General features: G+C 63.1%; 25 protein-coding genes and 1 pseudogene. 7 read left to right on the plus strand and 19 right to left on the minus strand.

Translation table 11 applies throughout. From position 1 onward, the window contains the following. Positions 1-85: 85 nt before the first annotated feature. Positions 86-784: a pirin family protein gene (locus U4960_RS04030; protein WP_324262302.1), complete on the minus strand. Its 699-nt coding sequence runs from the start codon at positions 782-784 to the stop codon at positions 86-88. On the opposite strand from U4960_RS04030, the gene U4960_RS04035 reads away from it, so the two are divergent. Next, complete coding sequence (locus U4960_RS04035; protein WP_324262303.1) at positions 740-1,543, plus strand: AlpA family phage regulatory protein; 804 nt, start codon at positions 740-742, stop codon at positions 1,541-1,543. The genes U4960_RS04030 and U4960_RS04035 overlap by 45 nt on opposite strands. A gap of 85 nt (positions 1,544-1,628) precedes the next feature. Here U4960_RS04035 and U4960_RS04040 read toward each other — a convergent pair whose 3' ends face one another. From U4960_RS04040 to U4960_RS04070, 7 genes are all read right to left on the minus strand, one after another. Further along, positions 1,629-3,107 carry a bifunctional metallophosphatase/5'-nucleotidase gene (locus U4960_RS04040; protein ID WP_324262304.1) on the minus strand — a complete coding sequence of 493 codons (1,479 nt, stop codon included), beginning with the start codon at positions 3,105-3,107 and terminating at the stop codon, positions 1,629-1,631. 11 nt (positions 3,108-3,118) lie between these two features. Then, positions 3,119-3,766 (minus strand): DsbA family protein, encoded by a 648-nt coding sequence (locus tag U4960_RS04045; RefSeq protein WP_324262305.1) that lies wholly within the window; start codon positions 3,764-3,766, stop codon positions 3,119-3,121. Between the two features lie 568 nt (positions 3,767-4,334). Beyond that, positions 4,335-4,856: a DsrE family protein gene (locus U4960_RS04050; protein ID WP_324262306.1), complete on the minus strand. Its 522-nt coding sequence runs from the start codon at positions 4,854-4,856 to the stop codon at positions 4,335-4,337. A 14-nt stretch (positions 4,857-4,870) separates the two neighbouring features. Then, entirely contained in the window at positions 4,871-5,653 is a 783-nt protein-coding gene (locus U4960_RS04055) for a substrate-binding domain-containing protein (RefSeq protein ID WP_324262307.1), read from the minus strand. Between the two features lie 94 nt (positions 5,654-5,747). Continuing rightward, positions 5,748-7,904, minus strand: a complete 2,157-nt coding sequence (locus U4960_RS04060) for a protein-disulfide reductase DsbD family protein (protein WP_324262308.1) — start codon at positions 7,902-7,904, stop codon at positions 5,748-5,750. Positions 7,905-7,989: 85 nt separating this feature from the next. Continuing rightward, a complete protein-coding gene (locus U4960_RS04065) occupies positions 7,990-8,676 on the minus strand; it encodes a DsbA family protein (RefSeq protein WP_137894155.1) in 687 nt (228 codons plus the stop codon). A gap of 1 nt (position 8,677) precedes the next feature. After that, positions 8,678-9,451 carry a TlpA family protein disulfide reductase gene (locus U4960_RS04070; protein WP_324262309.1) on the minus strand — a complete coding sequence of 258 codons (774 nt, stop codon included), beginning with the start codon at positions 9,449-9,451 and terminating at the stop codon, positions 8,678-8,680. Positions 9,452-9,563: 112 nt separating this feature from the next. Between U4960_RS04070 and U4960_RS04075 the strand changes: the two genes are divergently transcribed. Beyond that, positions 9,564-10,226 carry a winged helix-turn-helix domain-containing protein gene (locus U4960_RS04075; protein ID WP_324262310.1) on the plus strand — a complete coding sequence of 221 codons (663 nt, stop codon included), beginning with the start codon at positions 9,564-9,566 and terminating at the stop codon, positions 10,224-10,226. Then, the gene (locus tag U4960_RS04080; RefSeq protein WP_324262311.1) at positions 10,223-11,572 is read left to right on the plus strand and encodes an ATP-binding protein; all 1,350 of its coding nucleotides are present in this window, start codon (positions 10,223-10,225) and stop codon (positions 11,570-11,572) included. Before U4960_RS04075 ends, U4960_RS04080 begins: the two co-directional genes overlap by 4 nt. A gap of 318 nt (positions 11,573-11,890) precedes the next feature. Here the strand turns inward: U4960_RS04080 and U4960_RS04085 are convergent, their stop codons facing one another. From U4960_RS04085 to U4960_RS04120, 8 genes are all read right to left on the minus strand, one after another. After that, positions 11,891-12,343 (minus strand): methyltransferase family protein, encoded by a 453-nt coding sequence (locus tag U4960_RS04085; protein ID WP_324262312.1) that lies wholly within the window; start codon positions 12,341-12,343, stop codon positions 11,891-11,893. Positions 12,344-12,508: 165 nt separating this feature from the next. After that, positions 12,509-12,949 (minus strand): rhodanese-like domain-containing protein, encoded by a 441-nt coding sequence (locus U4960_RS04090; RefSeq protein ID WP_324262313.1) that lies wholly within the window; start codon positions 12,947-12,949, stop codon positions 12,509-12,511. 104 nt (positions 12,950-13,053) lie between these two features. Then, entirely contained in the window at positions 13,054-14,592 is a 1,539-nt protein-coding gene (gene tnpC / locus U4960_RS04095) for an IS66 family transposase (protein WP_431193972.1), read from the minus strand. A 62-nt stretch (positions 14,593-14,654) separates the two neighbouring features. Beyond that, a complete protein-coding gene (gene tnpB / locus U4960_RS04100; protein ID WP_324260343.1) occupies positions 14,655-15,002 on the minus strand; it encodes an IS66 family insertion sequence element accessory protein TnpB in 348 nt (115 codons plus the stop codon). Further along, positions 14,999-15,427 (minus strand): IS66-like element accessory protein TnpA, encoded by a 429-nt coding sequence (gene tnpA, locus U4960_RS04105; protein ID WP_324260344.1) that lies wholly within the window; start codon positions 15,425-15,427, stop codon positions 14,999-15,001. Before tnpA ends, tnpB begins: the two co-directional genes overlap by 4 nt. Before the next feature lie 180 nt (positions 15,428-15,607). Next, a complete protein-coding gene (locus tag U4960_RS04110; RefSeq protein ID WP_324262314.1) occupies positions 15,608-16,282 on the minus strand; it encodes an SAM-dependent methyltransferase in 675 nt (224 codons plus the stop codon). A 152-nt stretch (positions 16,283-16,434) separates the two neighbouring features. Then, positions 16,435-16,773: an ArsR/SmtB family transcription factor gene (locus U4960_RS04115; protein WP_324262315.1), complete on the minus strand. Its 339-nt coding sequence runs from the start codon at positions 16,771-16,773 to the stop codon at positions 16,435-16,437. Continuing rightward, positions 16,770-17,441 (minus strand): peroxiredoxin, encoded by a 672-nt coding sequence (locus tag U4960_RS04120; protein ID WP_324262316.1) that lies wholly within the window; start codon positions 17,439-17,441, stop codon positions 16,770-16,772. The genes U4960_RS04115 and U4960_RS04120 overlap by 4 nt, the downstream gene beginning before the upstream one ends. A gap of 98 nt (positions 17,442-17,539) precedes the next feature. On the opposite strand from U4960_RS04120, the pseudogene U4960_RS04125 reads away from it, so the two are divergent. Both U4960_RS04125 and U4960_RS04130 read left to right on the plus strand, forming a co-directional pair. Next, positions 17,540-18,181, plus strand: a pseudogene (locus tag U4960_RS04125) (MBL fold metallo-hydrolase); the annotation flags it as partial. A gap of 70 nt (positions 18,182-18,251) precedes the next feature. Continuing rightward, positions 18,252-18,716 carry an NUDIX hydrolase gene (locus U4960_RS04130; protein WP_324262317.1) on the plus strand — a complete coding sequence of 155 codons (465 nt, stop codon included), beginning with the start codon at positions 18,252-18,254 and terminating at the stop codon, positions 18,714-18,716. 410 nt (positions 18,717-19,126) lie between these two features. On the opposite strand, the gene U4960_RS04135 is transcribed toward U4960_RS04130, so the two are convergent. Continuing rightward, positions 19,127-19,891, minus strand: coding sequence for a DUF6118 family protein (locus U4960_RS04135; RefSeq protein WP_324262318.1), 765 nt, complete (start codon positions 19,889-19,891; stop codon positions 19,127-19,129). A gap of 10 nt (positions 19,892-19,901) precedes the next feature. Beyond that, positions 19,902-22,787 carry a Ti-type conjugative transfer relaxase TraA gene (gene traA / locus U4960_RS04140; RefSeq protein WP_324262319.1) on the minus strand — a complete coding sequence of 962 codons (2,886 nt, stop codon included), beginning with the start codon at positions 22,785-22,787 and terminating at the stop codon, positions 19,902-19,904. 172 nt (positions 22,788-22,959) lie between these two features. On the opposite strand from traA, the gene U4960_RS04145 reads away from it, so the two are divergent. Together U4960_RS04145 and U4960_RS04150 are read left to right on the plus strand one after the other, a co-directional pair. Beyond that, positions 22,960-23,265 (plus strand): conjugal transfer protein TraD, encoded by a 306-nt coding sequence (locus U4960_RS04145; protein WP_324262320.1) that lies wholly within the window; start codon positions 22,960-22,962, stop codon positions 23,263-23,265. A gap of 22 nt (positions 23,266-23,287) precedes the next feature. After that, positions 23,288-23,524, plus strand: a complete 237-nt coding sequence (locus tag U4960_RS04150; RefSeq protein ID WP_324263172.1) for a conjugal transfer protein TraD — start codon at positions 23,288-23,290, stop codon at positions 23,522-23,524. Here the strand turns inward: U4960_RS04150 and U4960_RS04155 are convergent. Beyond that, complete coding sequence (locus tag U4960_RS04155) at positions 23,505-24,665, minus strand: hypothetical protein (protein WP_324262321.1); 1,161 nt, start codon at positions 24,663-24,665, stop codon at positions 23,505-23,507. The two genes, U4960_RS04150 and U4960_RS04155, sit on opposite strands and share 20 nt — an antisense overlap.

A 24,665-nucleotide genomic window follows, 5' to 3' on the forward strand; every position in this document is an offset into this window, starting at 1 on the left:
ATTCTCCTGATTTGAAATGGGTGCCGGTGAGCGGCAGCGGGGGGTGGGCGCCACTCACCGGCGGGCCGATCATCACGCCAAAACGTCAGCGTGCGTCGACCAGAACCAGTTCACTGTCTTCCAGCGCTGTTACCTCGATCCGTGCGAGCCCGGTGATCGCGGCGCCGTCACGCGCGTTGACCTCCACCTCGTCGATGCGAACCTTGCCCGTCGCCGGCACCAGATACAGATGCCGGTCGGGCGCTGCCTCGTACGTCACGGTTTCGCCCGCCTTGATAGTGGCGCCGAGCACGCGGGCCTGCGCCCTGATCGGCAAGCTGTCGCTGTCTTCCTCGATGCCGGATGCGAGGGTCACGAACTGGCCGTCCCGATCATCCTTCGGAAAGGGCCGTGCGCCCCAGCTGGGCTGGCCTCCGCGTTCATCGGGGATGATCCATATCTGGAAGATCTGCGTGGCCTCATCCTCGTGGTTGTATTCCGAATGCGTCACGCCGCTTCCGGCCGACATCACCTGCACGTCGCCGGCTTCAGTCCGGCCGGTGTTGCCCAGGCTGTCCTGGTGGGTGATCGCGCCCTTCCGGACGTAGGTGATGATTTCCATGTCGCGGTGGGGGTGCGGCGGAAAGCCGGACCGGGGCGCGATGGTGTCGTCGTTCCACACCCGCAGCTGGCCCCAGTTGGTCCGCGCAGGATCGCGGTAGTCGGCGAACGCGAAGTGGTGGCGGGCGTCGAGCCAGCCATGATCGGCCGCGCCGAGACCCGCAAACGGTCGAACTTCTATCATCGTCATTCTCCTGAATGTCTTGTCGAAGCCGATATGGGCCTTGCGGCCATTCAGGATAAGCGGGATAAAGTGGTTCGAAATGATCAGGAAAATCGAACAATGGACGTTGGAAGCCCGACCGTCGACCAGCTCAGGATTTTCCTCGCGGTAGCTGAGCACGGCAGCTTCAATCAGGCCGCCAAGAAGCTGGGCCGCGCGCTATCGGTTGTCAGCTACGGCATCGCAGCACTGGAGCTTCAGCTTGGAGTGAAGGTGTTCGATCGTGAAGGCTCACGGCGTCCCAAACTGACCGATCCCGGACGCGCGCTGCTGGCGGACGCGCGGGCGGTCATCGATGAGGTCGACGGAATGGTGGCGCGGGCGCGCAGCGTCCGGCAGGGGCTAGAGACCGAACTCGCGCTGGCGGTCGACGTGATGGTGCCGAGCACCGCGTCGCACGGCTTCTCTCCAGCCACATCGAGGAACTCGAACGCAAGGATGCTCTGCTCGGCGATGTCTTTGCTAGTGGCCAAGGAGGTCTTCATGGCTAACGAGGCCCCCGTCGATGCGACCGAGCGCCGGCGGCTCACAAGGCTCATCCGCCTCCCCGAGGTGCAAGATCGCGTCGGACTGGGCCGTTCTACGATCTACCGATGGATGGCCGAGGGGAAGTTTCCCAAACCTGTGCAACTGGGTGGGTTCACTGTCGCCTGGCCGGAACACGAGATTGTAGAATGGATAGCCGGTCAGATGGGCAGGCGCGATCGAGGGCCCGGCTAAGCCACGCTTTCCCAGCATGTATCGGGCACCATCATCGCGCGCACGGTGATGCGAATTGAGGGGGTGGGGGTGCAGGCGCGCAAGCTCAGGCGAGGAAAACAGTCTGAACCGGCTCGTGCTTGGTGATCGAGATCATGGCGAACAACCGCCTTAACGCGTCGATTGCCGAGACACCGGTTTTGGCCCGCCCGGTTCCGAATTTCCCGGGTACCCCCTGCTCGGTGACGAAGGCGACCGTGTACACTTGATCCGTTTGCACCTCGGCTGATCCTGCAAACAATCGGTCAATACGCCGCCCACTGGGATTTTCCGCTTTCAGAAAGAGCTTCAGGCCCAGCATTCTCTTCACGTATCCTCCCATTTGTCCAAACGGATCAGCCGAGAAGGTGCGCTCGAGATTCTCTTCGATCATCGTGCGAATCTCCGCACCGGTCAGCTGGACCGTCATAACTTCGGGATTGGTCGGGATGATGTTCCACAGGTCATTGAGCGTGACGGGTCCGGGCGCAATCGGCGCTCCGTATCGCCAGCCATTCGAGAATGCGAGGTCGGTTCCGCCGACCCCGGCGATTGCCCGCAGGAGAATGTCGTCCATAGAGGACTGCGCCATCGCGTAGCGATGCAGGGGCTTGTCGATATGTCCCACCACTTCCGACATTTGGACCCGCTCCGGAGCGAGCGCATCTTCCACCATCGCTGCGACTTTGGCATCGTCGGCAAGGCTGTCATCGATTGGGATAAGTTCGTGGCGATGCGAGGCGACGCGGCCTGCTTCGACCTCTAGATCGAGCCGGCCGACGAACGAGCCGTGGCAGCCGGACTGGAAGATGATCGCGCCGTTTTCGACAATCGCCTCATGCATGCGGTTGTGCGTATGGCCGCTGACGATGACGTCAATTCCGTCGGTTTCACGGGCCAGTTTGACGTCCTGCGGAAACCCGAGGTGTGATAGCACGACCACAAGATCCACGCCCTCCGAGTCGCGCAGGTGCCGGATAGTGCCGGGCAACTCCTCGTTGCCGATCGTGAAACGGACGCCCTCGCTAAAGGCTCGCGGCATAGTCTTGTCGACGATCGGGCACGCAATCCCGACGATCCCGACACGCAGACCGCCGCGTTCCACAATGCGCCACGGTGCGAGCAGCAGAGAGCCGTTGTCTTTCCGGTAGCAGTTGATCGCGAGCATGGGGTAATCGAGCTTGGCTGCAAGATCGCACACCCCTGTGGGTGTGTAAGCGAACTCCCAGTGGACGGTCATCGCATCGATCTTCAATGCGTTCATCATCGGAACCAGGGCATGGCCGCGCGAAGCGACCGCGACATGGGTACCGTGGAACGTGTCGCCGTTGTCGAGCGCGATCACCGCGCCCCCGGTGACCTGCCTTACCCGATCGAAGAGCGTCGCGATGCGGGCGAGGCCACCGAGTTCGATGAATGTCCACTCACCCCCTTCGCGCACCAGTTCGCGATGCGGTTCGATGTAACCGTGAAGGTCGTTGAGCTGAAGAAGGGTCAGGCTGCGCCGCATCGAATGATCTCTTTCAATGATGTCGAAAACTTTCAACGAACACGGAGTCAGACAGCGCGTGCCGAGCGGAACGCTGACTTGAACTCGTCAAGGCTGAGGGCGCCATTCACCAGACGGTGGCCGATCAGGTAGGCTGGCGTTCCCGCCAAACCCAGCGTGAACGCCTCGATACGGGTGTGTGCGATCGCGCGGTCGATGGCTTGTCGCTGCGAGGCGAGGTCGGTTTCAATCTGCGCCCAATTGCCGCCAACCGCTTCTGCTACTTCCCGCAGCACCGTATCCTCGAGACGTCGTGGCTCTGCCATCAGCGCCTGATGGAAGTCGGAATAAATTCCCTGCCAGTCGCTCGCCAGCGCGACGCGCGCGGAGCGTTCGGAGAGCGCGCCAAAGATCGGCCATTCCTTGTAGATCAACATTACCTCACCATCCTCCCCGACGGCCTCGTGAAGAGCGGGGCTTGCAAAACGGCACGCAGGGCATTGATAGTCGCCGAACACGACGACAGCGAGAGTGGCATCAGGCGGCCCAGCGCGAGGGGCATCGGGGTCCTGAAGCGCCGCTTGCGCGGTCGGATTGGCCGCGACATCGACGCCCAATGGTGTCAGTCCGCGCAGAATCGCGCTTGCGCCCCATCCCCCCAGTGCCACCAGTGCGAGCTGCGCGAGGTGCCGCCGGGACAGTCCGGCCTCAGCCACAGGCAGTTCTCCCGCGCCCGAGTGGTGCAAAACCAACCCAAACACCCTCTGCGGCCAGCGGCGCGACGTCGCTTCGACAAACGTTGTGGGTCGAGGAACGGGCCGCAGGCCTTTTGGCGTCCAGACGAGCCGCGCGCTCAGTCGAAATGCTCTGGAGGAACGAGCTGTCGTCAGGGATCAAGGCACTACTTCCAGCTTGGGTGGGAAGATAACCGGCAAGCGCCGATGTCTAATGGTCACGGGCTCCACCCACGAGGAACAGGCCGGCGCGGACGAACAGCGCTGGAAGGAGGCTGTGCAGCTGCATGTGCTGGGCAATCCGCGGCGCCAGGTGCCGCGTGGGAAAGGGCTGCTTCGGGCAGAAAACTGATGTTTGGCGCAAACACTCAGCCGAGGTCGCAGCCAAATCTTACCCCAGCCTTAGCTCCTCGGCGTCGGCGCTTGTTTGGTAGCAACACCATGGCCTCGTCCGCCTACCACATCGCTCGACCGGTATTGGCCCATAACCATTCCCCAGCTCGTTCGACGTTCGCACGATTATGCAAGGGTTTGTCGCCGCCTCGATCCATTAATCGGCAATCAGGGCAAAGCCTCGCAACTGCAATGTCGCAACCGTCGTCAGCGCTGCCAAATCGATCGTCACCGTCGGAGCCACGTCGGATGCCGCGATCTTCTGGGCATGCAGTGCCTGGCCGCAGACGTGAATCTGCGCGCCTGCAGCTTCGAGTTCGGCAATCAAGGCCAGGTTCGGGTTATCCATTGCGAACCGGCTGCGATACGCGGTGTGGGCCACGATGGCGGATGTGGCCGGGCCATGAATGACCGCCACGATGTTGCCGCCAGGGGGTCGGACGCTTTTGGTCGCGAGCAGGTTGAGAAAACGGGCGACCTTCCCGAGCGAGGGATGCGGGGCGCTTGAGTCCGTGGCTGCTGCGCTTATGTCGAACACGACGCGATAGTCGATCGCGGGGTCCGGCTGGTTCGCCGCGTCGGGAAGCGAGACGACCGCGCCGTAATGCGGAACCGGTAAGGCTGGCGGTGTCTCGGCCTCGATTGGCGATGCGAACAGGGCACCGGTTGCCGCCAACATACAGGCCAAAGCTCTCATCGCCGCGCCCTCTCATGTCCGTGCGCTTCGGATGGTGAGCGCCACCCGTGGCGGCGAAATATGTCAGCCCCCGTCTTGCTCGCGAGAAAAGCCGTGAAGGCCTGTGCCTCGGCTCTTTGATCGCTCGAGGTGGTCGTCGCCACCGCCATCGGGCGATACAGCACGATGTCGCGCTCGATCGCCACCTGGTCGGCAATCGCCGGATTGGCGGTCTGCCAGATCCCCCAGATTATCCAGGCGTCGATCCCGGGCTCGGCAATCCATTTCTCCCGCGCCTCGGCGCTGTTGGCCGCGAAGACACCAATCCTCGGGCGGAGCTTCCGGAGAAAACCTATTCCGCCGGCGCGGCTGGCCAGATCTTCCCACAACCCGTCCTGGCCCGCGCCCTCGACGACCATGACGTCGAGATCGCCACGCAGAAGATCGCGGAATCCTTTGATCTTCGCCGGATTGCCCTTGCGGACGAGGATGGCCGCAGGACGATCGTAGAGCGGCTGCACATCGGTTTGGCGCAGGGCGGTTGGCAGTGCGCGCACGAAGTCCGTCATCATCGTATCCGATCCGCTGAAGATCACGTCGGCGTCCTTGCGCGCGTTCTCGATCCATTGCGGGGTGGGGCCGCTCACGACCTCGATATCGATACCGGTGTCCTTCTCGAACTGCGCGGCCGCCTCGCGTACCGCCGGCGCAGGGCCGCCCGGACCATAGACCTTCACCTGCGCGGCAGCCGGGGTTGTGATCAAAGCGGCTACAACCGCTGTGGCGAGCAGATACTTCATATCGGCTTCCTCTCGTTACGGACGTTCTCGATCAACGAAGCAGTTGCAACTTCGGGGCCTGCGGTGCGGCGGGGCACGGTGTCTTGGGGATCGATCATCCGGGAGTCCCCGCCAGTTCGACCAGCATGTCGCTCGACAGCACTTGCGGCAGCTCGCGCAGTTCACCCGACTTTGTCGCAAACAGATAATAGGGAATCGAATTACGGCCCTGCTTGGCAAGGAAACGCGTGATTGCGGGGTCCCCGCGCGTCCAGTCGCCTTCCATCACCACCACACCGGCCTTCTCGAAGGCTGCCCTGGTCTGCGGTCGATCGATCGCGATCCGGTCGTTGACCTGGCAGATCAGGCACCAGTCGGCGGTGAAATCGACGAACACGGGCGTACCGGCCGCGCGCAACTGTGCGAGCCTCGCCTCGCTGAACGGCTGGCGGCCTTTGGCGGTCGCCACCGATGCGGCCGAGGCCTGCGGGAAATCGACCGACGCGGTGAGGATGACCGCGAGCGCCAGCGGCACGAACGCATGGGATACGCTGACCCCGCGCATCTGGCGCAGGCCCGCCCACCACAATCCCAGTCCGGCCAGTGCAGCGATCGCCAGGCCGATCGTCAATCCATCCACCCCGCTCTGCCGGCCAAGCACCCAGGCAAGACCGAGCGCCGTCGCCAACATCGGCACGGCCAGAATCCGGCGGAAGGTCACCATCCATGTGCCGGGCTTCGGCAGCCAGCGCTGAAGGCGCGGTACCCAGGCGATGAGCAGGAAGGGCAGCGCCATGCCCAGACCCAGGCCTGCGAAGACTGTCAGCGCGGCCAGTGGCGGGAGCACGAGTGCCGCGCCGAGCGCCACGCCCAGGAACGGCCCGCTGCAGGGCGTCGCGATCAGCGCGGCCAGCGCTCCCGTACCGAATGCTCCGACGCCCCCACGCCGATCCATCCAGCCGCCGGCAAGGGACGGGCCACGCAATTCGAACAGGCCCGCCAGGTTGAGTGCGATCGCGAGAGATAGCAGCATCAACAGGAGGATGATGCGCGGATCCTGGAGCTGGAACGACCAGCCGATATCGTGACCCAGCGCCCGGGCGGCAATAAGGATGCCGCCGAGTGCGGTCGTCGTGATCACGCTGCCCGCGAAGTAGGATGTGCCCTCGATGCGGGCGCTGCGGGGATCGGCACCGGACTTCGCCAGGCTGAGAGCCTTGAGCGAGAGGATCGGAAACACGCATGGCATGAGATTGAGAAGCAAACCGCCCAGGATCGCGCCCATGAGCGCGATCCGCAACGTCGTCGGCGCGGTGGTGGATGACCCTGGCATGTCCGGCGCGGACGAGGCCGCAGGGAGCGATACGGGTGCTCCGTTTGCGAATGGGAGGCTATTGCTGTTCGCAGCGCTTTCGGAAGGCGCGGGCGCGGGACCCGCGGTGGCTGGCGCATCGCCGGTTCGAATGGCGTAGCTACGAGTGCCGTCGGATATCACCCCGGTAAACCGCTCGGTAGGTGGCGCCCCCGAGGCGGCGACCGTCACGGCGAGGGCGCCATCGGCGTCGCGGGTGACGCTCTGGGCTGCTCCGGCGTCGAACCAGCCGCTGTCTGCGGGAAAAAGACGGGTGCGCTCGGCATCGAGGTTGCCGGCCCCCGCTATTGCGAAAGTCCATCGGCCCCCCCCGCCCGTCATGCTTGCGGCCGCGGCGTCGCGCCGAGGCAGACTAGCCTCGGCGGCGCGGATGATGGAGCGGCTGTCCGCCTTCGCTTTTCCTCCGCCCGTCACCAGCCGAAGGTCGAACGTCGCGCTCTCCGGTACGCACAAGGTGTCCGAGCACACCAGCCAGGAAAGCTGGGCGCGTATCGGCAAGACCGTGCCGGGCGCCACCGACTTGTCGATCGTGAGGTCGGCGAGCAGGGTGAATGCACCCTTGTGAACGTAGCTGGCGAGCCCGGCGAGCCGCAGCAGCGTCGGTGCGGGATGTTCGAGCTGACCGATCCTCACCCCTGTTGGCAGTGTCCAGTTGGCCTCGACCGACAAACCGCTGTCACCCGGATTGGTCCAATATCCGTGCCATCCGGCTTCGGGTACCATCCGAACGGCGAGGCGGGTGGTCGTTCCGGGCGTGGGCTCCTCGCTCTGGGCATGGATCGAGGCGTCGAGATGGCGCGCCGGCTGCGCCGCTGCCGGTACAGCAGCCAGGGCGAGCCACAACCACGAGACGACCAGCAGAAGCCTGGCGTAGCGCAGGATCGATGCGACAACTGACATGACGGTCTCCGGCCTCAGGAATAGGGACATGGCCGGCGCGCACTGGGAGAGGAGGGCGTGCGCGCCGGCCGGCTGGAAGCGCGAGCTACTTCGCAGCCGTTCCGGTCGGGTCCGTGCGCGCCAGCTCGACGGCTTCGCGCAGGCCCGTAATGTCGATCGCTCCGGGGATCAGATAGGGCCCGACGAGCAGGGCCGGCGTGCCCGAAAGTCCCATCATCGCCGCATACTTGCTGGTCCGTCCAAGGGCTGCGTCGATCTCATCGTCGTGCTTCTCCAGATCGGCTTGCAGGCGGTTCCAATCGACGCCGGCCTTGTCGGCCGCCGCGCGTATCCCTGGGGAGGATACCTTGCCGGGCATCGCCATCAGCGCATCGTTGAACGCGGCATGCTTGCCCTGGTAGGTCGAGGCGATCGCGGCGCGGGCTGCTTCGACCGACGGGGCGCCGAAAATGGGCCAGTCGCGGTAGACGATCTTGACCTTGGGATCGGCGCGCTTGAGCTCCTCGAGCACCGGATGCACCTTGCGGCAGTAGGGGCACTGGTAGTCGGTGAACATGACCAGGGTGACGTCGTGGCCTTTCGGCGCGAATGTCGGCGCGACGGGGTCGTTCTGGATCTCGGCGCGGACGCGCGCCGCTTCCTGTGCGTCGGCCGCGGCTTCGCCCGGCCCGGTCTGGGCTTGTGCCGTGCCGTCGCCCTCGGTCCGCAGGACGAGAGTGCCGACCAGCAGCGCAGCAGCGCCGAGCAGGATAAACAGGGACCACTTCTTCATGTCAGGGATTCCTTTCGAGATCGCGGATGGCGGCAGTCAGAGCCGCACGGGATATTTCGCCGGAATGGGTTTTCCGGATGCGGCCGTCGCCATCGATGAACAGCGTCGTCGGCAAGGCGGAGGAGCCGGTGGCCGTTGCGAGCATACCGCCGGGGTCGAGACGAATAGCGCCATCCGGCAGTCCCTCACGCTTCAGATACGCGCGGACCTGCGGGGCGCTTTCGCCCTGATTGGCGAGCAGCACGGGGACTGTCGAACCGGCCGCGACGTCGATCAGCATGGGCATTTCGCGGCGGCACGGCGGACACCAGGTCGCCCAGAGATTGATGACCATCGGCTGACCGCGCTCCGCATCGAGATCGATCGGCGCGCCGTCGAGGCTCGCAAGAGCGAGGCCGGGCGGCAGCGGCCGTGGTTCCGCAGCGAGGAGAACCGTCGCCGCACCATTGATGCCGGCGAGCACTGCGGTGGCTCCCAGCAAGGCAAAACTGGCACGCGTCCGGCCGAGCGTGACGACGATCACGAGCGCGGCGGCCGCTACCCCCAGCCACCATGAGAACCCACCCTGCCACAGGAAGAGCATCGACCAGGGATCCTCGCGGAAAGCGGAGAAGTTGCCGGCGATGAATCCGATCCGGGCTGCCAGGATACCGGCCAACAGCGCCAGCCACGCGGTCTTCGCGGCCCGAATGTCATAGCGGTGCGCCAGCATACCGCCGACCGCGACGAACGCCCACAGCAGAGCGACCGCAACCGCGCGGTCGGTGGCCAGCATAAGGGGACCAAGTTGTAGAACACCGTCCATCCGGCGGTCTGTCGAAGCCGCAGCTTAAGGCTGGCTTAGCGCTTCGCTTAAGCTTCGCGTAAGGTGACCGATGAAAGGCGACATGATGCGAATTCTGCTGGTTGAGGACGACGAAGTGCTGCGCGACGGGATCGTCGCCGGGCTCGGCCTCGACGGTTACGAGGTCGATGCGGTCACGACCCTCGCCGAAGCCCGCGAAGGCGCAGCGAGCGGAGATCATGCAGGGATCGTGCTCGATATCGGCCTGCCCGACGGCTCGGGCCTCGATTTGTTGGCCGAATGGCGCCGCAGCGGCATGAAGCTGCCCGTGCTACTCCTGACGGCGCGCAATCTCGTCTCGGACCGCATCGAGGGCCTCGATTCCGGCGCCGACGACTATCTCGGCAAGCCCTTCGACCTATCCGAATTGTCCGCCCGCCTGCGAGCTATCCTTCGCCGTGCCGCCGGGCGCGCATCGAGCGATATCGAGATCGGCGAACTGGTGGTGAGCGAGGCGCGGCGGGCGGTCCTTCTCTCCGGGAAGGAGATTGCCGTGTCGCGGCGCGAGTTCGCAATTCTGCGCGCTTTGACGGAGCGGCCCGGGCACGTCCTCTCGCGCAGCCAGCTCGAGGACCGCATCTACGGCTGGCAGGAAGAGGTCGAGAGCAACGCGGTCGAGGTCCACATTCACAAACTTCGCGGCAAAATCGGACGCGAACGCATCGAGACAGTGCGCGGCGAAGGCTACCGGATCGCCGGTTCGTGAAATCTCTGCGGGCGCGGCTGTTTGCGTTGGTAGCCGCGGTCACCATGCTTGTCTGGGCAGGCGCAGCGATGTGGACCTCGCTCTCGACGCGCGCCGAGGTCGAGCAAGTACTCGACAGGCGATTGGTCGAAGCGGCGCGGATGGTCGCGGCGCTCGACATACCGATGGACGCAGCACCCCGCCAGGTCGAGCCGAACGCCTATGAAAAGCAGCTGTCCTGCCAGATCTGGTCGCTAACCGGCCGTTTGGTCGGGCAGTCCGCCGGCGCGCCGGACGCACCGCTGGCGCAAGGGCGCCCGGGTTTTTCGGAGCGGCGGCTTGGCGATGCAGAATGGCGCGTCTACACCCATATCGACGAAGCGCGCGGTATCCGGGTCATGGTCGGCGACAATTTGCAGGTGCGCCAGCATCTGGTCACCGACATGATGCTCGGCCTACTTCTGCCAGCACTCGTCGGCCTGATCGCCTTGGCGGGGCTGCTTTGGGTCGGGATTGCGAGCGGTCTTGACCCGCTGGCGCGCCTCGCCGGGGACATCAAGCGCCGGTCCTCCGAAAGTCTCGCTTCACTCGAGGTCGAGCGAGTGCCTGCCGAACTCTCGCCGGTGGTCGATGCGATGAACGGACTTCTGGCACAACTGGAATCGGCCCGTCGCGCGGAGCGCGATTTCGTCGCCAATGCCGCCCACGAACTTCAGACCCCGCTTGCCGGTCTCAAGACCCAAGCCGAAGTAGCGCGCCGCGCCGATGATCCGCAAATGCGTGATCGCGCGCTGACGCAGATTTCCAGGTCGGTCGACAGGACCAGCCGACTGGTGAGCCAATTGCTGGACCTTGCGCGGCAGCAGGGCGGAATTGGGGTTACGCCGCATCGCGCCTCTTCGCTGCGCGCAGTCCTGCATGATCTAAAGCGAGACTACACTGCGATCGCCCAGGCACAAGGCATGGAGATAGAGGTTGCGGCCGAATGCCTTGATGGCCGGCTTGCCATCGACCCTGATGCTCTCCGGCTGGCGCTCGGCAATCTCGTCGAAAACGCATTCTATCACGGCAGTACGGGGACGTTCGTTCGGATCGAATGTGCGGACCGCGATGGCCCGGAACTGCGTGTGATAGATGACGGTGTCGGCATCCCCGAAGACGACAAAAAACGGGTGCTGCGCCGCTTCGAGCGAGGCGTCGGGGTTCAGTCACAAGGCAGCGGCCTGGGCCTGTCGATAGCTGCGGCGGCGATTGCGACCGCGGGAGGCACGCTCGACCTGTGCCCCCGAACCCCGAGAGGACTGGTCGCAATATTGCGCTTTCCGCGACTGGCAGATTGGGAGGATGGATCTGCGGAAGCAGTTTGATCGGCAATAGCCCGCTTGGTCTCATAATCTTAGGATAAAGGTTCGACCTCAGCTCGGCGGCCGGCAAAGGTTTCGATTTCGGCGTCGAATGAAAAGAGACTTCCTCCAATCGGCAGGTTTTTCGAGCATCCTGTTCGCTTCAGCGTGGAACGTGTGTCCCGATCGAAGAGCGCGCTCCGATACTCGAAGAGGATGGCATGACAGGCGCAATCCGCTGATGGATGGGAGAGATGTGCCGCCTGATGCGGGACGGATACTTCAGGCGGCCAGCACCTTGTCCGGCTGGCTGGCCACGACCGGGCCAGGTCAAGGCCCGCGCTAGATCCAGCGCCGCACTTCACGCGTATAGGCAAGGTACCGTGCGCCGAAAACTTCAATCAGGCGCTCTTCCTCTGGCCTGATCTGGAATGCCGTGATGTAGGCAACGAATACAACGATCACGGCCACGTTGACAAACGACCCGAGCAGAAGCGCGATACCGATTAAAACGAGAAGCAAACCCAGATACATCGGGTTGCGCGTGAAACGGTAGAGACCTGTGACGACGAGACTGGTTGCCTTCTCAGGCGCCAGCGGTGTCACTGTCGTTCTCTCCCTGCGAAATGCCAGGATCGAGACGATATCGATCGATATCCCCGATACGATCAACACGTAACCAAGTAGCTCCTGCAACGGAAACGTGAATCGCAACGCGTCGAGTTGGGAGGCGATTCCCCACATCAGCAATGCCGAGATTGCTGCAACCAGCGGCGGGGGAACAAGTAGCTTCATGAGGCTCCACTCCCGCTTAAGTGTAGCCGCCGTCTCGCTATAGCGCGACTTCGCTGCCAGAGAACACGGCGACTACCAAAAGAGACCTCTGTCTCGGTACATCGACAGCCCGTGCCGCAACTGCTGCTGATCGCGATATGGTGCGGCGTTCGACGAGGCATACCTCTACTGCGCCTCCGGATTACCTGCCGCCTTCCAGGCATCGAACCCATCGTCCATGTGAAAGACGTTCTCGAATCCTTGCTTTTGCAAGACTTTCAGGGCCCCGGCGCTGCGGCGACCGGATTTGCAATGCAGCACATAGCGTTCGGACTTGTCCAGCCTGGCCAGTTTCTCGGCAAAGGCATCGTCCGTGAAATCGATGTTGATGGCGCTTTCGATGTGTCCTTCCGCGAATTCAGCAGGCGTTCTGACATCCAGAACGACAAGCGAAGCGTCTTTCGCGAGCAGCTCGTCAGCCTCGGCGGCGCTGACGTCGATCACATTGGTTTTGCTGACCGCAGAGCCTGCGACCGGATCGGCATCCGCTCCCTGCGATGCACGCTCGGCCGAACAGGCCGACAGGCTAAACGCCAGTGTTGTAGCGACGGAGATAATCAGTCTCATTTCGATTCCCTTCCGATGCGGTTATCGCACACTGGTTCATGGATCTCCGTAGAGAAATGGAAGCTCAGCACTCTTGCGAGTAAGCGTGGTCTGAAGACCGCAGCTCAGGCTGCCTGAGCGATGGGTTCATCGATCGGTCGTTGCCAATTCCACGGCATCAGTTCGTCCCAGCGCGCGGCGGGCCAATCGGCGGCGATCTTGCCGATGATGTCGGCAATGTAGGCCTGCGGTTCGAGGCCGTTCATCTTTGCCGTCTCGATGACGGAGTAGATCGCGGCGGCGCGGGCGCCCCCCGCCTCCGAGCCGGCGAACAGCCAGTTCTTCCTGCCGATCGCGATGGGGCGGATCGCGCGTTCGGCGATGTTGTTGTCGATCTCGAGGCGACCGTCATCGAGGAAGCGAGTGAACGCGTTCCATCGCTTGGTGCCATAGCGGATGGCCTTGGTCGTTGGCGACTTGGGCGCGAGCTTCCTGAGCGCGTCGTCGAGCGCGGCGCGAAGCGCCGTCACCAGCGGTCGCGACCGCTCCTGGCGGATGCTTCGTCGGATATCGGGCGGCTGGCCGCGTATCTCGGCCTCGATCGCGTAGAGCTGTCCGACCCGGTCGAGCAGATCGGTGGTAAGCGCGGTGGGCTGTTGCTTGTGGCGCTCGAACAGCTCGCGTCGGAAGTGCGCCCAGCAGGCGACCTCCGACACGCGATTACCGGCGTAGATGCCGCTGAATCCGGAATAGGCGTCGGCCTGGAGGAAGCCGGCGAACCCGGCGAGTTCGCGCTTGGGATGGACGCCGGCGCGGTTGGCGGTGAACCGATACCAGACGAGCGGCGGCGCGGTGGCGCCGCTTGCGCGATCGTCGACGACATAGGCCCAGAGTCTTCCGGTCGCCGTCTTGCCCTTCCCGGGCTCGAGCACCTTCACCGGCGTGTCGTCGGCGTGGATCTTGGTCGCCTTGAGGCCTTCCTCGCGGATGCGCTTGACGATCGGGTCGAGCAGATGCGCAGCCTGGCCGGTCCATCCGGCGAGCGTCGATCGATCGATATCGACGCCCTGCGCGGCCATCATCTCCGCCTGGCGGTAAAGCGGCAGGTGGTGATCGAACTTGGAGACGACGATATGGGCGAGCGTGCCAAACGTCGCCTTGCCGCGCGCGATCGGCTTGGGCGGCGTCGGCGCCTGGACGATCTTCTCACAGGCGCGGCAGCTATACTTGGGCCGGACATGGCGCACGACACGCCAGCTGACCGGCACGACGTCGAGCTGTTCGTCGGCGTCGGCGCCGAGGCGGCGCAGCTCGCCGCCGCACGAGGGACAAGCGCAGGCACCGGTGGCGGGCTCGTGGACGACCTCGTCGCGCGGCAGGTGCGGCGGCAGCGAACGGACCGGCGTTGGCCGTTCGGGCTTGATGACGATATCGGGTGCGCGCGCGTCCGCGACGGCCGCTTCGGCCTCATGCTCTTCGAGCGCCAGCTCCATCTGGGCGATCTCGCGCGCGAGCTTCTCGGACGACGTTCCGAAGGCCATCCGGCGCAAGCGGTCGAGCTGGGCGCGGAGCATCGCGATCACGTGATCGCGAGCGTCGATCTGCGCTTCAAGGCTGGCGATCAGCGCGTCCCGATCGGGGGTGGAAGCGGCCTCATCCGACACGCAAAACTTGTACCGGACCGGCAACGAAAATGCCAGCAAAAACCCCTGAATCCTGCCGATTATCAGCCCGCCAACGCCGGCCGCCAGGTCCGCTCGGGGCGACGCCAGTCGACGCCTTCCAGGAGCATCGAAAGCTGGGCGGCGCTGAGGTGTGCGACGCCCGTCTGGGTCATCGGCCACACGAACTTGCCGCGGTCGATCCGCTTCGAAAACAGACACAGGCCCTGGCCGTCATACCAGAGCAGCTTGACGAGATCGCCGCGCTTGCCCCGAAAGGCGAAGACGGCGCCAGAGTGCGGACTCTGCTTCAGCACCTCCTGCGCCATCACCGCGAGCCCGCACATCCCCTTCCTCATATCGGTCGCGCCGCAGGCGAGCCACACTCTCGTCGTGGGTGGCAGCGCGATCACCGCCCAAGCACCGCGAGCACGCGACTGAGCGCCTCGGCATCGACCGACGCATCGACACTCAACCTGACACCGCCCGGTAGCTCGATCCCGATCCGACCGGGAACCTCCAGGACCGACGGTAACAGGGAGGGCGTCTGCGCTGGCGGCGGGATCGCGACCGCATCCGCGATGCGCACCTCGGCGAAGGAAGGGCCGGGCTCTGCTGCAGGATGTGGCAACGTCTTCAGTGGCGGATCGAGCAGCAGGCCAGACATCGCCTTGCGGCGCCAAGTGTAGAGGAGCCCGCTCGTCACCTCGTGGCGCTCCATCGCCGAGCGCACCGATCCACCCGGACCGAAGGCATCGCGCAGCATCGTCAGCTTCTGCTCGACGGTCCAGAACCGCCGCCCCGACACACGGGCGATCACCTCGATACGACCAGTCATACGACTGCTCGTATGACTACTCACATGCTCAACGACCTCATCCACCGCGCCGCTCCACCCGAAAGCGACAAGCATCGCAGCAATGCCGTCATCGGCAAGGCGGCCTACGGACCACGCTTACTCTTGCGAGGGAGAACCGCCTCTTTGTTTCGGCCTGATCCCAGTGTCCGCTTCGCGCGATCACGATTGCCCGCCATTTAAGCCCGTCGCCGTTTCCGCTGCGGCTGCTACGTCTGAAAATCTCTTGCGTGCAATCAGGTCGATCAGCGCCGATTTGCCCGAGTGGCCGGTGCCTTCCTCGATTTCGGCGTCATAGGACGCGAGACGTTCGATTTCGAAACCGGTGACAGCCTCTCGTAGCACCTGCTCGTTATAGAGGTTCTCAACTGTCGGCGGTCCGCCGGTGCCATAGCCAAGCTGTTCCTCGCGGTAGCCATGGAGAAGCAGGATGCCGCCGGGTTTGAGAGCTTGGCAAAAGCCAGCGAACATTCTTCGACGCAGAGCGGGCCCGGCGAACTGGATGAAGATGCCGACGACCGCGTCGAACGCTCCCACTGGCCAGTTCCAGTCGGCCACATCGACCAGCCGATAATCGACGGCGACGCCCCGTCTGCTCGCGAGTGTGCGAGCCTTCTCGATCGCTACTTCCGATATGTCGGTTGCAACGACGTCATGGCCATGTTGTGCAAGGAAGACACTGTTGCGTCCTTCACCATCGGCGATCGCCAGAACCTTCGATCCGGGCGCCAGCCGATACGCTTCCCTGGCCAGGAAGGCGTTGGGCTGGGTGCCGAACAGGTATCCTTCCGATGCGTAGCGCCCGTTCCAGAATGTGGCTTGATCGGGATCGGTCACTGGCGTTCTGCTCATAGTCTGCTCATGTCCGCACTGTGCCCATCGCGCTGGGGCCGGCGCCTATATGGACGACACACCCAAGTGGTTCGGCGATCGCTCGACGAGCCGGAGATATCGCTATGATGGGGTGACGGACCGCTCACGTGCATCGATCACGCAAGACGCGCGAAATTGGCCGCCCCGGGTGAGCTGGGTCGCGCATTTCCCGCGCGTACACCATCGACGCCGGTCATTTGCTGGAGAAAATCCGAAAGTTGAGCGAACCGTGTTTCATCCAGCCGGTAGAAGACAAGCTTGGCGTCCTTTCGCGTGCTGACCAGGCCTGCATTACGCAGGACCGCCAGCTGCTGCGAAAGCATCGGCTGTCCGATCTGCGCCCGTTCGTCGATCTCACCGACATTGCGTTCGGCCCCAGTCAGCGCACGCAATATCCGCAGGCGAACCGGATGAGCGACCGCCTTGAAGCTTTCGACCAGTTGATCCTCGGTCATTTGCGCGGACTTCCCTTCGCGTCGCGGAGGAACCAATCGGTCTGGTTCCGCGACGCAAACACATCGTCGAGCTTGGCGCTTGGCTGGCGAAGCAGGTTCTGGCCCGGCTCCCAGTTCGCCGGCGCGAGAAACGGACCGGCATCGACCGCCTGCAGCGCATCCAGAGTGCGAAGCATTTCCGGTGTCGAGCGCCCGACGTTGGTGGGATAGCAGGTCATCGCCCTGATGACGCCTTGTGGGTCTATGAAGAACGTCGTCCGCACCGTCGAACTATCGCTGTCGTCGGGCGCGACCATCCCATAGGCGCGCCCGATTACGAGCGTCGGATCCTCCACAATCGGGAAGCGGACCTCGAGATCGAAGCGATCGCGAATGAGCCGCAACCACGCGAAATGGGAGAACAGGCTGTCTACCGACAAAGCCATGAGGGCGCACTCGCGCTTCTCGAATTCCCCTGCCTCCTTGGCGAGGGCCACGAATTCGGTGGTGCAAACCGGCGTGAAGTCGGCGGGATGCGAGAACAGCACGAGCCACCGGCCCTGAAAATCGGAGAGGCGAAGGTCGCCAACCGTGCTTCTGGCGGAGAAATCCGGCGCGCGGTCGCCGATCCGCAGCCCCGCGCACGGCGCGGCTCGGCGTTCGGAGAAGGTAGGGGTGTCACGATCCATGTAACCAGTCATATCACTTGACACGGAGTTTGCAACACATATAATCAGTTTATGTAATCAAGAGGAGATTTCTCGTGTCCGATGATCGCGCGCTCACCCTGGCCACGGACCAGATTCGACAAGCGCAGGCCGACAAGTGCCTAAAGCCTTCAATCGCCGGGTTTTTCGACGAAGCCACGAATACCGTCTCTTACGTGGTCCACGATCCCAAGAGCCTCGAGGCTGCGGTGATCGACTCGGTGCTCGATTTCGAAGCCGCTTCCGGCCGGACGTCCAGCGGGTCGGCAGACCGCATTGTCGAATACGTAACTACGAATAATCTGAAAGTGGAATGGCTGATCGAAACCCACGCGCACGCCGATCACATTTCCGCGGCGCCCTATTTGCAGGACAAGCTTGGCGGCAAGCTCGCCATCGGCAAGGATATCGTCCGGGTCCAAGAGGTCTTCGGCAAGCTGTTCAACGCTGGAACCGATTTCGAGCTCGACGGCTCGCAGTTCGACAAGCTGTTCGATGACGGCGAGACCTTCCGCATCGGGGGGCTTGAGGGCATTGCCCTCCACGTGCCGGGCCACACGCCGGCCGATATGACCTTCATCATCGGCGACGCGGCGTTCGTGGGCGACACGATCTTCATGCCCGACTTCGGCACCGCGCGAGCGGATTTTCCGGGCGGCGACGCCGGCCAGCTCTTCCGTTCGATCCGGCGCCTGCTTTCCCTGCCGAACGAAACGCGTCTCAGGAAATCGGCGCATCCATAGCGCTGGTATCGGTTACGTTGCCTTAACGGTCGCCAGATAGCCTCGGCCCATGGCAGTCTATCTTCACGAAGGCGGACTGAAGCTCCGCCAGAAAGTTCGTGCGATCGTCGTAAGCAATAGCGGTCAGTTCCTCCTCGTTCGCCCACATGGGTATGAGGATGGCGAATGGACGCTGGCAGGTGGCGGGGTGGAACAGGGTGAGACACCGCACCAAGCGATGCGCCGCGAGATCTCAGAAGAGCTTGGTGTGACGCTAGAAGAAGCTCTCGAAGCCCTGCCGGTCAGCAACCGGTTCATCTATGAACCCACCTACAAGACCTCCCGCAACCTCGACCATGACGGACAGCATGCAACGATGTTCATTGTCCGCCTGCCACGCGACACCCCCCTCCGGTTGCAAGCGGAAGAGGTTGTAGATGCGCGCTGGTTCAGCCTGGAAAAAGCTCTCGGCGCATTCCCAGTCGCCAAGCAGCGAGAAGTATTCGCAGAATGTGTGGCCGGACTGGCGGCCTGAGTTGGTAATGTGCCCAGCACTAGCGCTCACAGCTTTATCCCACCGTGGCCCGTAAGCGTACGACTAGAACAAGGAGCGATCGTGGTTTGCCCGTGCTGGAGCGGGGCAAAAGTCTGGTCTCGAGTCCCGAAAAAGGCATCGAACCAATGTCTTATTCGCCTTCTGCGGGCTTTTTCCGGGCTTTTCTAGAAAACCAAATCACGGAAGTGGCTGTTACAGAACCAGAAAACAGCTAGAATTGGATGCCTCTTCTGGCACCAGTCAACCACTTTATCGTGTTGTTTTTACACGATAAAGTGGAGTTTCTGAAAATCTGATCCCACTTTAGTTCCCACATTTTGCATGGGCCGGATTGATCTTTTCCGGGCCAAGGCGGGACTATAATGCACGGTCTCTTGTGGGCGAGTATATCACTGCTCGGCTTTGTTTTCTGCCCGAATCCGCACCGTGCAGCGGACGGGCTGTCGCGACGTTGTGGCGGACTTCCTGCAAGCCTCAATGGCTTCCCGGTTATCGCGCTGGATGTCCGCGGAATTAAGCAACGCGTTCCATGCCTGTGGATCACCAGCCTTCATCATCCGCGCTCCCGCGTCCCATAACGAGGATGCGCCAACCATCCGTGTCGCGATGCGCTCCGGCCAGTGCCAGCTTTCCGGCATGGTGCGGGCGATGGTGCCGGGAAGGAATGACCAGAGGAATATCCCGGCGAGCATACAGCCACCTGCCACTTGGAAGAGTTGCTGGCGTTGCTCGCCTGCCGTTCGCGCCTGAGCAGTGATAGCGTGCAAGTCCTGTGTCGCATGATTCAGGTCCGCTCGCGCCTGCCTGATTCTGTCGTGGTCTGATCGCCGCGCCGATTCCGCCACGGCTTCAATGCGCGCCCCAAAGCTATCGGGCGTCAACTGCATAGCAGGGTGGTCGGCGATGGTGTTGATGCCGCGTGAGATTGCACCCAATCGCTTGGCCATGTCTGTCAGCGTCGTGCCGTAGTCGGGTATCACAATATCCGCGCGCTCGGCGGCAAGATGCTGCACAGCGCGGCGCATCAGGGCTAGCTCGCCTTCAAGGCGAGCGAACGCTTCGGCGGCGGGATCGCTTGCGGCCTCCTGGGCGGGAGGATCGGGTTCCGGCTCAAGGTCCAGTGTCAGTTCCACGTCATCAGCATCGGTATCCATCTCACTTCTCCTACAGGCCCATGCCGATTGACCGGCTCCGCTCCATGGTCACGGAAGCGGCAAGGTCGCGGGCCAGATCGCGACCGAGTTCTGGTTTGACGCCAAGTTCGTGCGCTCGTCCGCGCACCAGGGATTCGACTTGCGCGTCCCGCTCCAGGCCCTTCGTCATATCGACCATACAGCTGGAGACCTGGCGCGCTCCGTTCGTGTCGCCACGCTGCTGCATCGTTTCTCGAAGCCGCCCCAGCCGCTGCCAGTCATTGACGAACCGGTCGGCACGCTGCGCCGGATCGACGCGGATTTCGGCTTCAAGCTGCATGGCCCCCATTGCGCCCTGAGTGCGGCCATCGGCGGCCTCGCGCGCCAACTCCGGCTGGCGCTGCATGGCGCTGACAAGATCGGCGGCGGCATGGGGCCGGATTGTGTCGAGAGCCTTCCCGGCTTTCTCCAGCGCGTCGCGCTGGTGTGGCAGGATGGGTAAATTCTGCTCGCGCATCTGGCCGATGTCGGCGGCGGCACGGGCATAGCGTTCGACCGCTCGGCGCTGATCAGACAGCCCGGTCTGTTCGGTCGGCGAGACTTCGAGCTTCTGCGCTTGCGGACGGAAACTGGCGAAGATGGATTTCGCCCGCTCCGGCACCTGCCGTGCAATCTCGACGATGCGTTCGCGAAACGTGATCCCGCGCCGCTCAGCGAACTGGCGTTCGGGCTTGTAGTCGCTCGCCATCTCCTTGCCGCGCTCCCGGCTGAGCGTGCGGACGAGTTTTGACTGATCGGCGAAGTCGTCACGGCCATAGTGCAATGCCAAGCCTTCGCGGTGGCGCGACATGCCAACGTAAGCTCCGTGGCTGTCCATACCGGGGGTGGCGAGCACATGGGTGCGGTCCACCGTCATGCCCTGCGCCTTGTGGATCGTCGCAGCATAGCCATGATCGATGTGGGCATAGTTTTTGGTGTCAAAGGCGACGCTGCGGCCATCGTCGGTGCGCACGGCCATGCTTTGCGCGCTGATCCGCTCGACCGTGCCCAAGGTGCCGTTCTTGACGCCTAGCCCGCGCTCATTGCGCAGGAACATGATGCGGTCGCCGCTGGCGAACTGGCGCTCGCCGCGATCAGCTTTGATCGACACGTCCATGCCTAGTTCGCCCGCGTCACGCAGTCGACCGCGCGCGGCGTCATTGAGCTCGCGCACTTCGTCGTTGGTATGGGTGAGAATGATGCGCGTATCGCCGGGGCTGGCCTGCCGGTCACGATCCCAGCGCTCGATCAGCGCGCTGCGTGCCGCTTCCCTCGTCTCGGCGGCATGCACCATCTCGCGCTCACCATAGGCCTGAATGGCAAGGCCGGTGCGCCCGGTGGCAAGGTGCCGCGTGGCGTCCTGCTGCCAGCCGTCATGCTGACGCCGCACCTCGCTGATTTCGACGCCGCCGTGCCGTTCATGGATCGACCGGAACGCAGCGCCTGCTTCGATGGCCTGGAGCTGCTGCGGGTCACCGACCAAGACAACTTTCGCGCCTGCATCGGCGGCATGGGAGAGCACGCGCTCCATCTGGCGCGTGCCGACCATGCCTGCTTCATCAATGACCAGCACATCGCGCGACGTGAGCAATTCGCGGCCCTGGCCCCACTGATGCTCAAGGCTGGCGATGGTGCGCGACGCGATGCCAGAACCATGCTCCAGCCCCTCGGCTGCAATGCCGGACAGGGCGGCACCGCGAACGGTATAGCCAGCGCTTTCCCAGGCCTCGCGCGCCACGCCCAGCATCGCGCTTTTGCCGGTCCCGGCATAGCCGACGACAACGCTCAAACCCCGCCCATCGGTCACATGCTCGAACGCCGCGCGCTGTTCGCCGGACAGAATCAGGCCGCGTGTCTCGGCACGCGCCAGCGCTCCTTCCCGGCCTTTCTGATCGACGCCAGTCCGCTCGCGCTCCGCCATCAATTCCGATGCGCGTTGCAGCCGCTGTTCGGTTTCGATCATGGCGCGCGAGGTGAACCGGTCTTCGCCGCGTCCGTCCTTGCCCAGCGCAATCATATCAGGCGAGCCGCGCACCGCGCTCATCGCCAGTTCGAACTGCTCTTTCCCGTCGCTGTGCCGGTGCACGAACATCGCCAGGTCACGGCCCGTGAACGTGGCTTGGCCGTGCGTGATGGCGTCGAGCGCGACAGCGGGGTTGGCGATGATCCGTTCGCCATTGCGCTGCGCGACGGCGCGGTGTTCTTCGATCCGCTCTGCCTCAAGCCCGCGTACCCCCATGCGCGAAGCGGCGGGGCCGATCTTGTCCTGCGGCTCCAGCGCAATGCCCTGCGCCTCCAGGCTGCGGTGATCGATCCGCGCGTCGATATCGAGTTCGGCCAGCCGCTGGTTGACGTGATCGGCCCAGCGCTCGCGCCACTGCTCCACTAGCTCAGCCTTGTTCCAATCGCGCACCTTCGCGCCGAACCCGTCTTTGCCGACTTCGCGCATGGTGAGCATGACATGGGCGTGCGGCTTGGGCTGGCCGTCCGCGCCGATATCCCAATGGACATTCAGATCGGCGATCATACCCTTTTCGACGAATTCGGCTTCGGCAAATTCGCGCGCCAGCTCGATGCCCTGTTCCCTAGTCAGCTCGCGCGGAATGGCGAATTCGACCTCGCGGGAAAGCTGCGCGTCCTTGCGCTTTTCGGCGGCCTCAACCGCATTCCACAGTTTCTCGCGGTCGCCGAATTCCTCCGGCGCACCTTCCGGCAACATTATTTCGGAATGGACGACTCCGTCCTTGTTGGTGAAATCATGGTCGCGGTCGAGCCGGTCGTCGTGCAGCCGTTCGGCCCCACGATAGGCCGCTGCCGCCACAGCGCTACGCCCGCTCGAACGGCTGATGACTTTAACGGAGAGGTGGAAGATCGCCATGACGGCAATCCATCTACGCCACCAAGCGCACGTCGGCACGACGTATAAGCGCGCCCTCCCATGATAAAATCCTGCTCGGGACTATTCAGTATCAAGCCGTCTCGACACCACTACAGCATTGAACACGATCCGATATTATCATCGACGCATCACCTCTCGATGGAGCCAGAAGATGCGCAAACCCCGTGACTTTGATTCGGAACTGAAGGCGCTCGCCGATAAGGCAAAGCAACTTAAGGAACGCCGCGTGCAGCAGCTTGGCGAACTGGTGATCGCAACCGGAGCCGATACTACTGACGCGGAAACGCTGGCCGGTGCGCTGCTCGTCATCGCCGATACCACTGACGCCGGAAAGAAGGAGGCGTGGCGCAAACGCGGCGCTGCATTCTTTCATAGCAAGGCGCGCAAGCGTGGCGACGGAACTCAGGGCCAGCCGGACGGCACTCTCCCGCTTGACGGCGGCGCGGCATCGGCTTGAGGCGGTCATGGCCCGCACTGACATGCGCGAATGGCAAGTCCAGCGCCGCGAACGCACGCGGCAACTGATCGAACTGGGTGGCCTCGTCGTGAAAGCCGGACTGGTCGAACTCACCGACGATGATCGCGCCACGCTCTACGGCGCGTTTCTCACCGTTGCAGCCAAGCTGCGCGGCGAAGAACGCGAACAGGCGCTGGTGTTGTGGAAGCGGAAAGGCCAGCGGGCGTTTGAAAGCGAGTCTACTGAAGCAGGTTTTTGAGTTTTTCCATCGAGGCGATCATCTGGCTCAATATGGCAGAATAGAGCGCATCGAGCCGCGCATCTTTGGCTAGGCCGAGGCGATCGGCCGCAGTGTCCAAAAGTTCTTGGCGCCGACTGGCCGAGGTGAGGTGCGAATAGGCAATGCGCAGGTCATAGGTGACGTAAAAAGGTGACAATGCGGTGGCCACCAAGCCACTGGTATCTTTGCTTTCAAGAATCGCCTGCAGGCGCTTGAGCGATCCACTCGAAGTCAGCTTCAACCCCAGCGTCCTAGCCAATTTTTCGAGGCCTGCATTGTCGAGCGATTCGACAAAGATTCGGTTCAAGCTGTCAAAAGCGTGTTTGCGTTCCTTTTCGGTATCGATGACTGGTGGGGTCAACCGGGCGATTGTATCGACAAGCTCGTCGTCGAGATGGAAGAGCTTGGCTGAGAATTCTACCTCGAACGCTTTTGCCAGGGCGCTTCGCCCCTTGATGGCGATGGCCTCGATAGGCGGATCAGTGAAAATGCACGAAATTTGTCCATCATAGAATTCGCTACCAATCGCATGGTCGGAGGGGACGTTTTCAGAGCGAAGATAAAATTGTTCGGACTCCGGCAGCTTGGAAACGTCGCCGAGCCACATGATCACTTTGCCATGCCGATTGATGCCAAACGGGATATAGTCCTCGCTCATATTGATCGTGCCATAGGATTGCGAAGCGAAGCGCACTTCGTATCCTGGCAAGGTATCAAATTTGCTCAGCACCGTTTTGTTGAAGAAGAGCGGCGTCAGGAAACCGGGATCGAAGCTCCGGTAGAGGCCCGGGATGTAGTAATAATCGTCGGCATCGACGAGGAACGGCACGTCCGTGAATTTGTAGTCGGCTTGCCGCTTTTTGCGGTTAACGCGCACAAGGTCCGAACCCTTCGCGACCGCCTGCCGGTGCAATTCCACTATTGCGAAGGTGCCGTTGTCTGTCAGATAACGGCTGGAGCAGGCCGGGCAATCGAGATGCGGCAGGTTTGAAATCTGGATTTGCACGCCGGAGACATAATCCGTGAAGTCGGGAAAGGTCAGGTCCATGCTGTGGCCGCAATCGTCACAATAGAGCGTACGGACTTCGCCTGACTTGGGGATTATTTCGGCTAATTCCAC

Origin of the sequence: Altererythrobacter sp. H2, assembly GCF_035319885.1 — a bacterium.
Classification (GTDB): domain Bacteria; phylum Pseudomonadota; class Alphaproteobacteria; order Sphingomonadales; family Sphingomonadaceae; genus 34-65-8.

Coding starts and splice junctions, on each gene's coding strand:
- U4960_RS04075 (WP_324262310.1), top strand. CDS start 9,564: ATGATGCGAATTCTGCTGGTTGAGGACGACGAAGTGCTGCGCGACGGG.
- traA (WP_324262319.1), bottom strand. CDS start 22,787: ATGGCGATCTTCCACCTCTCCGTTAAAGTCATCAGCCGTTCGAGCGGG.
- U4960_RS04070 (WP_324262309.1), bottom strand. CDS start 9,451: ATGCTGGCCACCGACCGCGCGGTTGCGGTCGCTCTGCTGTGGGCGTTC.
- U4960_RS04150 (WP_324263172.1), top strand. CDS start 23,288: ATGCGCGAATGGCAAGTCCAGCGCCGCGAACGCACGCGGCAACTGATC.
- U4960_RS04120 (WP_324262316.1), bottom strand. CDS start 17,441: ATGGATCGTGACACCCCTACCTTCTCCGAACGCCGAGCCGCGCCGTGC.
- U4960_RS04055 (WP_324262307.1), bottom strand. CDS start 5,653: ATGAAGTATCTGCTCGCCACAGCGGTTGTAGCCGCTTTGATCACAACC.
- U4960_RS04050 (WP_324262306.1), bottom strand. CDS start 4,856: ATGTTGGCGGCAACCGGTGCCCTGTTCGCATCGCCAATCGAGGCCGAG.
- U4960_RS04035 (WP_324262303.1), top strand. CDS start 740: ATGATCGGCCGCGCCGAGACCCGCAAACGGTCGAACTTCTATCATCGT.
- U4960_RS04065 (WP_137894155.1), bottom strand. CDS start 8,676: ATGAAGAAGTGGTCCCTGTTTATCCTGCTCGGCGCTGCTGCGCTGCTG.
- U4960_RS04145 (WP_324262320.1), top strand. CDS start 22,960: ATGCGCAAACCCCGTGACTTTGATTCGGAACTGAAGGCGCTCGCCGAT.
- U4960_RS04135 (WP_324262318.1), bottom strand. CDS start 19,891: ATGGATACCGATGCTGATGACGTGGAACTGACACTGGACCTTGAGCCG.
- U4960_RS04085 (WP_324262312.1), bottom strand. CDS start 12,343: ATGAAGCTACTTGTTCCCCCGCCGCTGGTTGCAGCAATCTCGGCATTG.
- U4960_RS04030 (WP_324262302.1), bottom strand. CDS start 784: ATGATAGAAGTTCGACCGTTTGCGGGTCTCGGCGCGGCCGATCATGGC.
- U4960_RS04130 (WP_324262317.1), top strand. CDS start 18,252: ATGGCAGTCTATCTTCACGAAGGCGGACTGAAGCTCCGCCAGAAAGTT.
- U4960_RS04090 (WP_324262313.1), bottom strand. CDS start 12,949: ATGAGACTGATTATCTCCGTCGCTACAACACTGGCGTTTAGCCTGTCG.
- U4960_RS04115 (WP_324262315.1), bottom strand. CDS start 16,773: ATGACCGAGGATCAACTGGTCGAAAGCTTCAAGGCGGTCGCTCATCCG.
- tnpA (WP_324260344.1), bottom strand. CDS start 15,427: ATGACTGGTCGTATCGAGGTGATCGCCCGTGTGTCGGGGCGGCGGTTC.
- U4960_RS04060 (WP_324262308.1), bottom strand. CDS start 7,904: ATGTCAGTTGTCGCATCGATCCTGCGCTACGCCAGGCTTCTGCTGGTC.